13 protein-coding genes and 1 pseudogene are annotated in these 13,370 nt (G+C 67.4%); 11 read left to right on the top strand and 3 right to left on the bottom strand.

The window, feature by feature from the left end; all coding sequences use genetic code 11:
• Positions 1-68: 68 nt before the first annotated feature.
• Positions 69-305 (bottom strand): annotated as a pseudogene (locus tag ACEN88_RS12085) (LysR family transcriptional regulator); the annotation flags it as partial.
• 344 nt (positions 306-649) lie between these two features.
• Between ACEN88_RS12085 and ACEN88_RS12080 the strand changes: the two are divergent.
• The 10 genes from ACEN88_RS12080 (at position 650) to ACEN88_RS12035 (ending at position 11,440) form a co-directional block, all read left to right on the top strand.
• Entirely contained in the window at positions 650-2,944 is a 2,295-nt protein-coding gene (locus ACEN88_RS12080; RefSeq protein ID WP_413339860.1) for a TonB-dependent receptor, read from the top strand.
• Between the two features lie 92 nt (positions 2,945-3,036).
• Positions 3,037-3,912, top strand: a complete 876-nt coding sequence (locus tag ACEN88_RS12075; RefSeq protein WP_413339858.1) for an alpha/beta fold hydrolase — start codon at positions 3,037-3,039, stop codon at positions 3,910-3,912.
• 44 nt (positions 3,913-3,956) lie between these two features.
• The gene (locus tag ACEN88_RS12070; protein WP_413339857.1) at positions 3,957-5,150 is read left to right on the top strand and encodes a substrate-binding domain-containing protein; all 1,194 of its coding nucleotides are present in this window, start codon (positions 3,957-3,959) and stop codon (positions 5,148-5,150) included.
• 1 nt (position 5,151) lies between these two features.
• Positions 5,152-5,913, top strand: coding sequence for an ABC transporter ATP-binding protein (locus ACEN88_RS12065; RefSeq protein WP_413339855.1), 762 nt, complete (start codon positions 5,152-5,154; stop codon positions 5,911-5,913).
• A 22-nt stretch (positions 5,914-5,935) separates the two neighbouring features.
• A complete protein-coding gene (locus ACEN88_RS12060) occupies positions 5,936-6,661 on the top strand; it encodes an ABC transporter ATP-binding protein (protein WP_413339853.1) in 726 nt (241 codons plus the stop codon).
• A 7-nt stretch (positions 6,662-6,668) separates the two neighbouring features.
• The gene (locus tag ACEN88_RS12055; protein ID WP_413339851.1) at positions 6,669-7,691 is read left to right on the top strand and encodes a branched-chain amino acid ABC transporter permease; all 1,023 of its coding nucleotides are present in this window, start codon (positions 6,669-6,671) and stop codon (positions 7,689-7,691) included.
• Position 7,692: 1 nt separating this feature from the next.
• Positions 7,693-8,763 carry a branched-chain amino acid ABC transporter permease gene (locus tag ACEN88_RS12050; RefSeq protein WP_413339849.1) on the top strand — a complete coding sequence of 357 codons (1,071 nt, stop codon included), beginning with the start codon at positions 7,693-7,695 and terminating at the stop codon, positions 8,761-8,763.
• 167 nt (positions 8,764-8,930) lie between these two features.
• Positions 8,931-9,593 (top strand): choice-of-anchor J domain-containing protein, encoded by a 663-nt coding sequence (locus tag ACEN88_RS12045; protein WP_413339847.1) that lies wholly within the window; start codon positions 8,931-8,933, stop codon positions 9,591-9,593.
• A 13-nt stretch (positions 9,594-9,606) separates the two neighbouring features.
• Positions 9,607-9,996, top strand: coding sequence for a post-PEP-CTERM-1 domain-containing protein (locus ACEN88_RS12040; protein ID WP_413339846.1), 390 nt, complete (start codon positions 9,607-9,609; stop codon positions 9,994-9,996).
• The gene (locus ACEN88_RS12035; protein WP_413339845.1) at positions 9,983-11,440 is read left to right on the top strand and encodes a PA domain-containing protein; all 1,458 of its coding nucleotides are present in this window, start codon (positions 9,983-9,985) and stop codon (positions 11,438-11,440) included. Before ACEN88_RS12040 ends, ACEN88_RS12035 begins: the two co-directional genes overlap by 14 nt.
• Before the next feature lie 61 nt (positions 11,441-11,501).
• On the opposite strand, the gene ppa is transcribed toward ACEN88_RS12035, so the two are convergent.
• Entirely contained in the window at positions 11,502-12,038 is a 537-nt protein-coding gene (ppa, locus tag ACEN88_RS12030) for an inorganic diphosphatase (protein ID WP_413339843.1), read from the bottom strand.
• 275 nt (positions 12,039-12,313) lie between these two features.
• Between ppa and ACEN88_RS12025 the strand changes: the two genes are divergently transcribed.
• Complete coding sequence (locus ACEN88_RS12025) at positions 12,314-12,505, top strand: hypothetical protein (protein WP_413339841.1); 192 nt, start codon at positions 12,314-12,316, stop codon at positions 12,503-12,505.
• A gap of 3 nt (positions 12,506-12,508) precedes the next feature.
• On the opposite strand, the gene ACEN88_RS12020 is transcribed toward ACEN88_RS12025, so the two are convergent.
• Positions 12,509-13,370: heme biosynthesis protein HemY (locus ACEN88_RS12020; protein ID WP_413339840.1), on the bottom strand; the 862-nt coding region annotated here is incomplete at its 5' end.

Genomic DNA, 13,370 nt, shown 5'->3' with positions numbered 1-13,370 from the left:
CTTCGTCGACTACGTGCAGGACCGCCTCGCGAGTCGCGAACTGTCGTACCTGAACGAGCTCGGATTCACGCCGCGCCTTCCATCGCTTCGGCGTGCGGCAGCAGCGCCTGGCCCATCTCCGTCAGCTCGTAGCCCTCGCGCGAACGGTCGAACAGCGTGGTGCCCAGTTGCTGCTCGAGGCGGTCGATGCGGCGCGCCACCGTCGTGTGCTCCACGTCCAGGCGGCGCGACGCCCCGGACAGGGTGCCGGCGCGCGCCAGCTCCAGGAAAAACCGCAGGTCCGTCCATTCCGGCAGGCTGTGCATGTCTGTCTCCCCCATTCTCCGACCCGCCACGCATGGGATCGCCATTCGCTGCGGCTTTTTCGGGAACCGTTGTTTGATATCAAGGTGACATATTGTGCACCAGTGCACATTGCCGCTGCAACGTTTTCGGAACAGCGCTTGCGTATGCACAGCAAACCCGCTTTCCGGACGTCGCGACACGCCGCGCCCTCTGGCGCCGCCCCTCACGGGACGTCCCGCGGCGTTGTGCATAAATGCACACCCTGTGGGCGCGGCGTTGTCTTTTCAGCCAAATTCATCCGAGGCACACTGTGATGCATGCGAAGACTGAACGCATGACACCACAACAAAATCAGGAGACCTCAATGCGTCTTAGCAAGAAGAAACAGCAGCTGATCCAGCGCTCGGCTGCCGCCCTGCTCGTCCTGTCCGGCGGTGCCGCCGGCGCCGCGCACGCCCAGGATACGGGTGCCGCCAGCGGTGCCGCCGGCAGTGTCGTCACTGCACCGGAAGGCACGATCGAGAAAGTCGTCGTCACCGCGCGCCGTCGCGAGGAAACGCTGCAGGATGTCCCGGTGTCCGTTACTGCGTTCAGCGCCGACCAGCTGTCGAAGCAGGCCGTCCCCGACGTCGTCGCCCTGGCGACGGCGCTGCCGAACACCACCCTGAAGGCGTCGCGCGCCACCAACTCGACGCTGACCGCGTTCATCCGCGGCGTGGGCCAGGCCGACCCGCTGGCCGGCTTCGAATCCGGCGTCGGCATCTACCTGGACGACGTCTATCTCGCCCGTCCGCAGGGCGCCGTGGCCGACATCTACGACGTCGAGCGCATCGAGGTGCTGCGCGGCCCGCAGGGCACGCTGTACGGCCGCAACACCATCGGCGGCGCCGTCAAGTACGTCACCCGCAAGCTGGCCCCGCAGACGGACGTGCGCCTGCGCGGCACCCTGGGCAACTACCAGGAGCGCGACGCGGTCATCACGGCCAGCACGCCCGTCAACGAGCAGCTGCGCGTGGGCGGCACGGTCGCGCGCTTCAAGCACGGCGGCTACGGCACGAACCTGTTCGACGGCTCGCCGAACTACGACAAGGACCTGAAAGCCGCGCGCCTGTCGGCCGAATGGACGCCGACGCCCGACCTGTTCATCCGCCTCGCCGGCGACATCACGCAGGACGACTCGCATCCGAAGAACGGCCACCGCCTCATCGTCGGCCGCACGAGCGGCGCCCCGATCCTGTCGAACGTGTACGACACGAATGCGGAGATGCTGACGGCCCTCGGCCACAAGCAGTCGGTGCGCCAGCACGGCGTCGCCGCCACCGTCGAGTGGAACGTGTCGCCCGAGCTGACGTTCAAGTCGATCACCGCGCAGCGCCAGGATAAATCGTGGGCGCCGATCGACTTCGATTCCCTGCCCGTCGTCGACATGGAAGTGCCGGCGCTGTACACGAACCGCCAGTTCAGCCAGGAATTCAACCTGACCTACACGGGTCCGAAGATCCAGGGCGTGGCCGGCGTCTACTACATCGACGCGAACGCGTACAACAAGTTCGACACGATCCTCGCCGGCGCCGTCCCGACCAGCACCTTCACGAGCGGCAGCATCGACACGAAGGCCTGGGCCGCATACGCCGACGGCAGCTACAACCTGACCGACGCGCTGCAGCTGTCGCTGGGCGGCCGCTACACGGTGGACAAGCGCGACGCCGACATCTACCGCCAGATCTACCTGGGCATGAAAGGCACGCCGGAGATGGGCAACCCGGGCGCGATCCTGTTCCGCACCGACACCGACCTGCGCGACCTGTCGCGCGAGGACAAGAAGTTCACGCCGCGCATCGCCCTGAGCTGGAAGGCGACGCCGTCGCAGAACGTGTACGCGTCGTATTCGAAGGGTTTCAAGGGCGGCGGCTTCGATCCTCGCACGAACGTGGTCGGCACGAAGATCTCGCTGGCGCAGGCCCGCGCCGGCTACAAGCCCGAGACGATCGGCACCTATGAGCTGGGCCTGAAATCCTCGTTCAACGGCGGCCGCATCACGACCAACACGGCCGTGTTCTACAGCGACTACAAGGACGTGCAGATCCCGGGCTCGGTGGCCATCGACACGAACGGCGACGGCAAGGACGACAGCTTCGCGGGCCTCACGACCAACGCCGGCAAGGCCAAGATCAAGGGCTTCGAATTCGAGGCCGTGGCCCATCTGACGAAGGAATTCTCGCTGTCCGGCATGTACAGCTACATCGACGCCAAATATAACGAGTACATCGTGGCGGGTGTGAACGTGGCCGACCAGCGCCACTTCCAGAATACGCCGCGCAACTCGGCGAACCTGCGCGCCACCTACGAGGTGCCGATGCCGCTGGCGGGCTACAACGGCCGCCTGTCGCTGATCGGCAGCGCGTCGTACCGCGGCCAGACGTACCAGTTCGAGACGCCGTCCGTGATCGACCAGGACGCGTACAAGCTGTACGATGCCAGCATCGTCTGGACCCGCGCCGACGGCAAGATCCGCGCCGGCCTGCACGGCAAGAACCTGTCGGACGTGCACTACAAGACGGCGGGCTATTTGTTCCCGACCCTGGGCAACGAAGGCACGCTGACGGCCTTCTACGGTGCGCCGCGCACCGTGCAGGGGACGATCGAGTACCGCTTCTGACCCGCCCCACCGCGTGGCCGGCCCGCCCGGCCACGCGCCCCACACCGGCATCCGCCGCACTACCGAACATCGAACGACAGGATATCGCCAGCGTGGCCAACTACACCTCCATCCGCTATACGAGCAACGACGGCCTCGCGCTGCATGCGCGGGACTACCCCGCGGACGCCGGCGCGACGGGGCGCCTGCCCGTGATCTGCATCCACGGACTGACGCGCAACGCATCCGACTTCGACGAGTTCGCACCGATCGTCGCGCGCCAGGGCCGGCGCGTGCTGGCGCTCGACATGCGCGGCCGCGGCGAGTCGCAGCGCGATCCGAATCCCGACAACTACACGCCGAGCGTGTACGCCGGGGACGTCGCCCGGTTCATGGCGAACCAGCACATCCCGCGCGCCGTGTTCGTCGGCACGTCGATGGGCGGCCTGATCACGATGACCCTGGCCGCGAAGCACATCGACCTGATCGCCGCCGCCGTGATCAACGACATCGGCCCCGTGATCTCGGAAAAAGGCCTGGCACGCATCGCCGGCTACGCGGGCCGGACGGCTGCGGTGGATTCGTGGCCCGCCGCCGCCGGCTACGTCCGCGCCATCAACGCGTGCGCCTTCCCGGACAACGTCGATGCCGACTGGGACAAATGGGCGCGCCGCGCCTTCGCCCCGGACGCCGCCGGCCGGCTGGCGCCACGCTACGACCCGAATATTGCGATCGCGCTGCAAACCGGTAAACTCAGGCCGACGTCGCTGCCGCTGCGGATGGCGTTCCGCAAGCTCACGCAGGAACGCCCCGTATTGCTCGTGCGCGGCACGCTGTCGGACCTGCTCGAAGAACGCCAGGCCGCATGGATGCGGCGCGCGGCGCCGACGATGGCCTGCGTCGAAGTCCCGAACGTGGGCCATGCGCCGATGCTGACGGAACCCGTCGCACTCGATGCGATCCTGCATTTCCTGGCCCAAGTACCCTAAAAAGTAGGGTGGGCACCCCGTGCCCACCATCTCAAGGAGACGAGATGAAATACGTAAAACCCCTGCCCTTCGCCCTGTTCGCCGCCTTCGCCATGACGGCGACAGCTTCCGCGCTCGCCGCTCCCGACCTGAAAGTCGCCCTCATCGCCGGCAAGACGGGCCAGCTGGAATCCTATGCGAGGGAAACGGAGACCGGCTTCATGCTGGGCCTCGAATACCTCACGGGCGGCAAGATGGAAATCAACGGCCGCAAGCTGAAGGTGATCGTCAAGGACGACCAGGGCAAGCCCGACCTCTCGCGCACGCTGCTGGCGGAAGCCTATGGCGACGACAAGGCCGACATCGCCGTCGGCACGACGTCGTCCGGCGCCGCGCTCGCAATGCTGCCCGTCGCGAAGGAATACAGGAAGGTGCTGATCGTCGAGCCGGCCGTGGCCGACGAGATCACGGGCGCCAAGTGGAACAAGTACATCTTCCGCACCGCGCGCAATTCGATGCAGGATGCGCTGGCCGCCGCGTCGACGCTGAAGAACGGCAGCGTCGCATTCCTCGCGCAGGATTACGCGTTCGGCCGCGACGCCATCAAGGCCGGCAAGGAAGCACTGGCCGCCACGGGCAGCAAGGCGAACGTCGTGCACGAGGAATACGCGCCGGCCGCCGCGACGGACTTCACCGCGCCCACGCAGCGCCTGTTCGACGCGCTGAAGGACAAGCCGCAGCCGCGCGTACTGGCGATCGTCTGGGCCGGCCCGAACCCGATGAACAAGATCGCGGACATGAAGCCGGAACGCTACGGCATCTCGCTGGCCCCGGGCGGCAACATCCTGCCCGTGATGAAGACGTGGAAGGCCTATGCCGGCACGGAAGGCACCATCAATTACTACTACGGCTTCCCGAAGAACAAGATGAACGACTGGCTCGTGGCCGAGCACACGAAGCGCTACAAGGTGCCGCCCGACATGTTCACGGCAGGCGGCATGGCGGCGGCGGCGGCCGTCGTCGCGGCGCTGCAGAAAGTCCCGTCCGGGAACGGCGACCAGATGGCGGCGGCGATGGAAGGCATGTCGTTCGAGACGCCGAAGGGCACGATGACCTTCCGCAAGGAAGACCACCAGGCGCTGCAGCCGATGTACCACTTCCGCATCAAGAAGGACCAGAAGAACGAATGGGACCTGCTGGAACTGGTGCGCGAAATCCCGGCCAGCGAGCTGCCGCTGCCCGTGCGGAACAAACGCTGACATGGCCGCGCCTTCGCTCGCCACGCGCGATTTGACCATCCGCTTCGGCGGCCACGTGGCCGTCAACGCGGTGACGGCCGAGTTTTATCCGGGCACGCTGACCGTGATCGTGGGCCCGAACGGCGCCGGCAAGACGACGTACTTCAACCTGGTCTCGGGCCAGTTGCCCGCGACGTCCGGCAGCGTGTTCGTGGGCGGCCAGGACGTCACGCGGCTTGGGCCCGCGCGCCGCACGCGCCTGGGCGTCGGGCGCGCGTTCCAGCTGACGAACCTGTTCCCGCATTTGACGGTGCTGGAGAACGTGCGGCTCGCGGTGCAAAGCCGCGCCGGCATCGGCATGAGCATGCTGTCGCTGTGGTTCGGCCACAAGGAAGTCATCCAGCGCGCCGAACACTACCTCGAGCGCGTGTCGATGAGCGGCAAGCGCGCCTCTCTCGTCGGCACGCTGTCGCACGGCGACCAGCGCAAGCTGGAGGTGGCGATCCTGCTGGCGCTGGAACCGTCCATCCTGATGTTCGACGAACCCACGGCCGGCATGAGCGTGGACGAGGTGCCGGTCGTGCTCGACCTGATCCACCAGGTCAAGGCCGAGCGCAACCGGACCGTCCTGCTCGTCGAACACAAGATGGACGTCGTGCGTGCGCTCGCGGACCGCATCATCGTGCTGCACAACGGCACCCTGGTGGCGGATGGCCAGCCGGCCGAGGTGATGCAATCGAAAATCGTGCAGGAGGCCTATCTTGGCACCCCCGAACCCGCCTGACACGCTGAGAACGAAACTGCCCATGACCGAACCCATCCTCACGCTGTCCGGCGTCCACACCCACATCGGCCAGTACCACATCCTGCAGGGCGTCGACCTCGTCGTCCCGCGCGGCGGCCTGGCCGTGCTGCTGGGCCGCAACGGCGCCGGCAAGACGACGACCTTGCGCACCATCATGGGCCTGTGGAAGGCCAGCCGCGGGACGATCACGTTCGACGGCCGCGACATCACGAAGCTGTCCACACCCGACATCGCCCGCGCCGGCATCGCCTACGTCCCGGAAAGCATGGCCGTGTTTTCCGAACTGACGGTGCGCGAGAACCTGTATCTCGCCGCGCGCAACGGCCCGCTGGACGCGGCGCGCGTGGACTGGATCTGCGGCTTCTTCCCCGCGCTGAAGAAATTCTGGAACTACCCGGCGGGCAATCTGTCGGGCGGCCAGAAGCAGATGGTGGCCATCGCCCGCGCGATCGTCGAGCCGAAGAAGCTCCTGCTCGTGGACGAGCCGACCAAGGGCCTCGCACCCGCGATCGTGCAAAGCCTGATGGCGGCATTCCGCGACCTCAAGGACACGAGCACGACCATCCTGCTCGTCGAACAGAATTTCAACTTCGTGCGCACCCTGGGCGACAGCGTGAGCGTGATGGACGACGGCCATGTCGTCCACGCGGGGCTAATGCACGACCTGGCGCACGACGAGACCTTGCAGCAGCGCCTGCTGGGCCTGTCGCTCGACTCCCACCAATAGGACAACGATGAGTGCAACCTTACCTATTGCGCAGCAGGCGGACGCCCCGCTGCCGGCGGCACGGCGCGACCTCGCCCCGCTGCTGCTCGTGCCGGCCGTCGTGCTGGCGGCGCTGCCCTTCATGAGCCTGCCGACCTGGGTCACCCTGACGGTGGCCGGGCTCGCGATGGGCATGATGATCTTCATTATGGCCAGCGGCCTCACGCTGGTGTTCGGCCTGATGAGCGTGCTGAACTTCGGCCACGGCGCCTTCGTCTCCGTCGGCGCATTCACCGCGACGTTCGTGCTGCTGCCGATGCGCGGCTGGCTCCAGATGGATTCGCTGCTCGCCAACCTCGGCGTGCTGGGCCTCGCGGTCCTCCTCGCGATGGTCGTGACGGCGCTGCTCGGCTGGGCGTTCGAACGGGTCGTCATCATGCCCGTCTACGGCCAGCACCTGAAACAGATCCTGATCACGATGGGCGGCATGATCGTGTCCGAACAGCTCATCAACGTGATCTGGGGTTCCGAACAGATCGCCCTGCCGCTGCCGGCCGCCCTGCGCGGCGCCGTGTTCCTGGGCGAGGCCGCGATCGAGAAATACCGGCTGCTGGCGGTCGTCGTCGGCCTCGTCGTGTTCGCCGCGATGTTCGTCACCCTGAACCGCACCAGGATCGGCCTGCTGATCCGCGCCGGCGTCGAGAACGGCGAGATGGTCGAGGCGCTGGGCTACCGCATCCGCCGCCTGTTCGTGGGCGTATTCGCGGCCGGCTCCGCGCTGGCGGGCCTCGGCGGCGTCATGTGGGGCCTGTACAAGGAAACGCTCGTGGCGCACATGGGCAGCGAGATCATGGTGCTGACGTTCATCGTCATCATCATCGGCGGCCTGGGGTCCGTCGGCGGCTGCTTCATCGGCTCCCTGCTGATCGCGCTCGTCGCCAACTACGCCGGCTTCCTCGCGCCGAAGGTGGCGCTCGTCTCGAACATCGTGCTGATGATCGCCGTCCTCCTGTGGCGCCCGGCCGGCCTGTACTCGAAAGGACGTCATTGACATGCTGACCCAGCTTCTCTCCGGCGACCTGCCGCGCAGCCGCGCGCTGACCGCCCTCCTCGTCGTCATCCTGCTCGGCCTGCTGTTCGCGCCGTTCCTCTTTTCCGGCGCGCGCCCGCTGAACACGGCGGCCACGATCTGCGTCTACATCGTGCTCGTCGCGTCGTACGACCTGTTGCTCGGCTATACCGGCATCGTCTCGTTCGCCCACACGATGTTCTACGGCATCGGCGCGTACGGCGTCGGCATCGCACTGGCCAGCGTGGACGAGCCGACCTGGGGCGCCATCGTCACGGGCATCGTCGCCGCGCTCGCGCTGACCGTGGTCCTTGCGTTCGTCATCGGCCTGTTCGCCCTGCGCGTGCGCGCCATCTTCTACGCGATGATCACCCTGGCCGTCGCGTCGTCGTTCTCCGTGCTCGCGTCGCAGCTGTCGGACTTCACCGGCGGCGAGGATGGCCGCACGTTCAGCGTGCCGGAAGTCCTGTCGCCTGGCTTCACGCTGATGGAGAACGAGGTGTTCGGGCGCAGCGTCGACGGCAAGCTGGTCACCTATTACGTCGTGTTCGCGGGTTGCCTCGTGCTGTTCCTGTTCCTGCTGCGGCTCGTGAACTCGCCGTTCGGCCGCGTGCTGCAGGCGATCCGCGAGAACGAGTTCCGCGCCGAGGCGCTCGGCTACCGCACCGTCGTCTACCGCATCTGGGCCAATGTGCTGGGCGCCGTCGTGGCCGCGCTGGCCGGCGCGCTGATGGCCCTGTGGCTGCGCTACGTCGGGCCCAAGACGAGCCTCGGCTTCGAAGTGATGACGGACATCCTGCTCATCGTCGTCATCGGCGGCATGGGCACGATGTATGGCGCGGTCGTGGGCGCCACGCTGTTCATCCTCGCGCAGAACTATCTCAAGACCCTGATGGGCCAGGCCTCCGGGATGCTGTCCGGCGTCCCGCTGCTGGCCGCCGCGCTGCATCCGGACCGCTGGATGCTGTGGCTCGGCGTGCTGTTCATCCTCTCCATCTACTTCTTCCCGATCGGCATCGTCGGCAAGCTGCGGCTGCGCCGCTTCGCACGCTGATCCCATCCGCCGGAGGGCAGCCTTGCCCTCCTGTCCCGTCGCGCGGCCCGTCGCGGCCCGCCCATCGATACCTCAGCTTTGTCCACGCCGTTCGTTAGCTGAAAATCAAGGATCGTCATCATCCGACTCATAAGATGAGCCCATTCATATGACATGAAAGGGCGTCCATGAAACCCGTAAAAACCTTGTTCGCGACAGCCGCGCTGTCGCTGGCCGCATTGGGCGCGTCGACCGCGCGGGCGGCCGGGGTCGAAGTGCTCAGCGAAGGATTCGACGACGTGGCGGGCCTCGCCGGATGGGCCCAGGTGAACCACAGCGTGCCGGCCGGCAGCGCGTGGTTCCAGGGCAACCCGGCGCTGTTCCCCGCCCAGTCCGGCGCGCCCGATGCCTATGCGGCCGCCAACTTCCTCAGCGCCGCGAACGGCAACGGCAGCGTCGACAACTGGCTGATCACGCCGGTGCTCGACCTGTCCGGCACCACGGTGCTGAGCTTTTACACGCGGCACGATGCCCTGCCCGGCTTCAACGACCTGCTCGAAGTGCGTTACGCGGCGGGCACGGGCACCGACATGGCCGACTTCACGACGCTGCTGACGACGATCGGCGGCACGGCCGGCTATCCGACGGACTGGCAGCAGTTCACGGCGACCATCGCGAACAGCGGCAACGGCCGCTTCGCATTCCGCTACCTGGGACCGGCCGATACCCTGAACTATGTCGGCCTCGATACGGTCTCGGTAGTGACGGCGGTGCCGGAGCCCGCGCACTGGACGATGCTGGCGTTGGGCCTGGGCATGATCACCCTGCTGCGCCGCCAGTCACGCCTTTGAACCGGAGGAAGCCATGTCCAAGGAAAAACTGCTCACCATCGGCACGCTGGCCGCCCTGTGCGTGCTGGCCGCCTTTTCGATGCACGCCAGGGCTGCGGGCCAGGAAGGCATGGTCGTCGTGCGCGATCCGCAGACCGGCCAGTTGCGCGCGCCGACGGCCGACGAGCTGAAGGAGCTGCGCGCCAGGGCACCGGCCACCGCCGGCCTCGCCGCACCCCGCGCGCAAGGTACGATGAGCCGCCGCGACGGCTCGCGCGGCGTGCGCCTCGGCGAGAAAAGCATGGTCTACGAAGTCGTCACGCGCGGTCCCGACGGCAAGCTGACGAGCGAATGCGTGCAGGGCCGGACACTGGACCACAACCCGGACCACATCCACGGGGAGCCGAAGCATGAAAGCCGTTGAATCGTCGCGCCTGCAACGGGCCCTGGGCGCCCTCGCCGGCATCGCTGCCGCCTGTGCATTCACCTTTGGCGCGGCCGCCTCGGCCCAGGCCGCGGCCACCATCGTGATCGTCAACCTGAACGCGCCCGGCGTCGGATTCAACGACGCCACCCCGGTCGCGCCCGTCGGCGGCAATACCGGCACGACGCTTGGCGAGCAGCGCCTGAACGCATTCCGGCGCGCGGCCGACATCTGGGGCGCGACGCTCACGAGCAGCGTGCCGATCCGCATCGGCGCGTCGTTCGAGCCGCTGTCGTGCACGGCCACGAGTGCCGTCCTCGGCGCGGCCGGCGCCAACGAGGTCTGGTCCGACTTCCCCGGCGCGCCGCGCACGTCGACGTGGTATCCGAGCGCCCTGGCCAGCAAGCTGGCGGGCCAGGACGTTGCGACGCCGGGCGAGCCGCACATCATCGCCCGCTTCAACTCGCGCCTCGGGCTGTTCCCCGACTGCCTGCCCGGCTCCGGCTTCTACCTCGGCCTCGACGACCAGTTCGGCAGCCAGATCGACCTCGTCACGGTGCTGCTGCACGAATTCGCGCACGGCCTCGGCTTCCAGACGTTCACCGACGACGAGACGGGCGCCGAGATCCAGGGCATCCCGTCGATCTGGGATTACTACCTGCTGAACAACCGCACGGGCAAGCTGTGGGTGGAAATGACGGACGCCGAACGCGCCCAGTCGGCCGTGTCGTGGCGCGGACTGTCCTGGAACGGGCCCATCGTGACGGCCGCCGTGCCGCAGGTGCTGGACCCGGTCTCGAACCTGGCCGTCAGCGGCGCCGCCGCCGGCACCGCCGCGGGCAACTATGCAGTGGGCGATGCGTCGTTCGGCCCGCCGCTGTCCAATCCGCCCGTCGCCGGCCAGCTGATGCCCGTCGTCGACCAGTCCACCGGCACGGGCCTCGCCTGCGATCCGCTGAATGCGGTGAACCGCCTCGCCGTGCGCGGCAACATCGCCCTCGTGGACCGCGGCACGTGCGACTTCGTCACCAAGGCGCGCAACGTGCAGGCGGCGGGTGCGCTGGGCATGGTCGTGGCGGACAACCAGCCGGGCGACGTCGGCGGCATGAGCGGCAACGACGCCAGCATCACGATTCCGTCCGTGCGCATCACGCAGGCCGACGGCATCCGGCTGAAGGCGGCGCTGGAGCGCCGCTCGCGCACGCAATCGGGCGTCTTGGCCGGCCTGGGGCTCGACACGACGCGCCTGGCCGGCACGGACAGCGCGGGCCGCATCCTGATGTACACGCCGACCGCGTACTCGCCGGGCTCGACCGTGTCGCACTACACGACGGAGGCCAAGCCGAACCAGTTGATGGAACCGGCGATCAACACCGACCTGACGCACGAAGTGACGCCGCCGCGCGACCTGACGTACCCGCTGCTGCGCGACATCGGGTGGTGACGTAAACGACAAAGGGCCGCTCACCCCAGGGTGGCGGCCCTTGCATCCGGAGGGGCGGGAATTATGCGCCCTTCGACTCGTGGTTCTTCACGCCGGCGAGGATCTCTTCCTTTGCCGCGTCCGGGCCTTCCCAGCCTTCGACCTTGACCCACTTGCCCTTTTCCAGGTCCTTGTAGTGCTCGAAGAAGTGCTGGATCTGGCGCAGGGTCAATTCCTGGACGTCTTCGACCTTTTGCAGGTGCGCGTAGACCGGCAGGATTTTTTCGACCGGCACGGCCAGGATCTTCGAGTCGCCGCCGGCTTCGTCCGTCATCTTCAGCACGCCCAGTGCGCGGCAACGCACGACGACGCCCGGGATCAGCGCGAACGGGGTGATGACCAGCACGTCGCACGGGTCGCCGTCGTCGGCGATCGTGTTCGGGATGTAGCCGTAGTTGCACGGGTAGTGCATGGCGGTACCCATGAAGCGGTCGACGAAGATCGCGCCGGATTCCTTGTCCACTTCGTACTTGATCGGGTCGGCGTTCATCGGGATTTCGATGACGACGTTGAAGTCGTTCGGCACATCGCGGCCGGCGTTGACGTTATTCAGGCTCATGGATAGTCCTTGGTTGCTGGGGAAACAATAAAAGGTCGATTATAACGAATCGCCTTGGGCTTGTGCGCTGCACAAGGTTGCGTAAGCACCGAAATGCCCGCCGCAACAGGCAGTCTGTTGGTCCGGCCCCCACACACGGCAGCACAGTGTTGGCGGGGTCCCGACTCGGCAGGCCTCTTTTGCCACGGGAATCCCCCGATCGCCGGATGGCACGCCTCCTGCTGGATGGTCGTCGACGGGGCAGCCGCCCGCGTCACCAATCCGAGGGGAGCGACATGAACATCCAGAAACACATGGAAGCCATCTTCATCGCGACGCTGGCCATCGCCGGCGCCGGATCGACCGTCATCGACCGCCTGCCGGATGCCCGGGCAATGCCGGCCGTCCCGGTCGCGAACAGCATCGGCACGCCGGGCCACATGGCCGTGATCATCGTGCGCGGCAAGCGGGACGCACACCGCGCGTGACGGTCACAGCACCGTCGCCAGCGCGCACAACCGGTAATGCCTGTCGGCCTCTTCGCGCTGGCCCAGCGCCTCGTGCAGCTGCGCCAGTTTCAGGTGGGCTTCGCGCACCATGTGCGGCTCGGTGGCGTCGGACAGCGCCTGCTCCAGGTAGCGCTGGGCCTTGCCCCACAGTTTCTGGCGCAGGCACAGGGAACCCAGCGTCAGTTCCAGTTCCGGATCGTTCGGATGGGCGCGCAGCCAGGTTTCGCAATTTTCGATCTGCGCCAGCAGCGTGGCCGAACCTTCCGGACCGGCCGCCTCGCGGTAGGCGCGCACGACGCGCTCGTCCCAGCCGGCTTTCAGTGCATCCTCGACGATGCCGCGGGCGTCGTCGTGCAGGCCGCGCGCATTCAGGGCAGCCGCGGCACGCGCCGCGATGGCCGGTTTCACCCGGTCGCCGGCGGGGACGCCGGCCCACACGCGGCGGATCGATTCGGCGTCGTGGCCGCCTTCGGACAGCAGCGCGTCGTAGGCCAGTTCGCGCAGGCGCGCGGACAGCGCGGGGTGCAAGGCGTTGCGCTTGTCGAGGATGCGCACCAGACGCAGCACCTCAGGCCAGTTGCGGGCCTGCTGGTTGGCCTTCATGGCCCATTGCAGCGCGTGGATATGGCGCTGGCCGCTGGCGTTCAGTTCCGCGACGGCTTCCAGCGCGCCTTCCGGCTTGTGGTCGTCGACGAGCAGTTCCGTGACCGTCATCAGACGCGCCGTCTTGAGGGACTGGTCGTGCACGATGCCCGCGAGCCAGGCGTCGCGGCGCGCCGGTTCGCGCATGCGGTGCGCGGCGCGGGGGGCGCCGGCCGCGACGAGGGCCGACACCGCGTTCAGC

The sequence above is a fragment of the Massilia sp. CT11-108 genome (assembly GCF_047302915.1).
Taxonomy (GTDB): Bacteria; Pseudomonadota; Gammaproteobacteria; order Burkholderiales; family Burkholderiaceae_D; genus Telluria; species Telluria orientalis.
Note: the sequence above shows the minus strand (reverse complement) of the source record. Positions and strands in the feature narration are given on the sequence as shown.

Bases quoted from the DNA above. Each gene is read 5' to 3' on its own strand.
- ACEN88_RS12045 (WP_413339847.1), top strand. From the start codon at position 8,931: ATGAAACCCGTAAAAACCTTGTTCGCGACAGCCGCGCTGTCGCTGGCC.
- ACEN88_RS12040 (WP_413339846.1), top strand. From the start codon at position 9,607: ATGTCCAAGGAAAAACTGCTCACCATCGGCACGCTGGCCGCCCTGTGC.
- ACEN88_RS12070 (WP_413339857.1), top strand. From the start codon at position 3,957: ATGAAATACGTAAAACCCCTGCCCTTCGCCCTGTTCGCCGCCTTCGCC.
- ACEN88_RS12065 (WP_413339855.1), top strand. From the start codon at position 5,152: ATGGCCGCGCCTTCGCTCGCCACGCGCGATTTGACCATCCGCTTCGGC.
- ACEN88_RS12060 (WP_413339853.1), top strand. From the start codon at position 5,936: ATGACCGAACCCATCCTCACGCTGTCCGGCGTCCACACCCACATCGGC.
- ACEN88_RS12025 (WP_413339841.1), top strand. From the start codon at position 12,314: ATGAACATCCAGAAACACATGGAAGCCATCTTCATCGCGACGCTGGCC.
- ppa (WP_413339843.1), bottom strand. From the start codon at position 12,038: ATGAGCCTGAATAACGTCAACGCCGGCCGCGATGTGCCGAACGACTTC.
- ACEN88_RS12055 (WP_413339851.1), top strand. From the start codon at position 6,669: ATGAGTGCAACCTTACCTATTGCGCAGCAGGCGGACGCCCCGCTGCCG.
- ACEN88_RS12080 (WP_413339860.1), top strand. From the start codon at position 650: ATGCGTCTTAGCAAGAAGAAACAGCAGCTGATCCAGCGCTCGGCTGCC.
- ACEN88_RS12035 (WP_413339845.1), top strand. From the start codon at position 9,983: ATGAAAGCCGTTGAATCGTCGCGCCTGCAACGGGCCCTGGGCGCCCTC.
- ACEN88_RS12050 (WP_413339849.1), top strand. From the start codon at position 7,693: ATGCTGACCCAGCTTCTCTCCGGCGACCTGCCGCGCAGCCGCGCGCTG.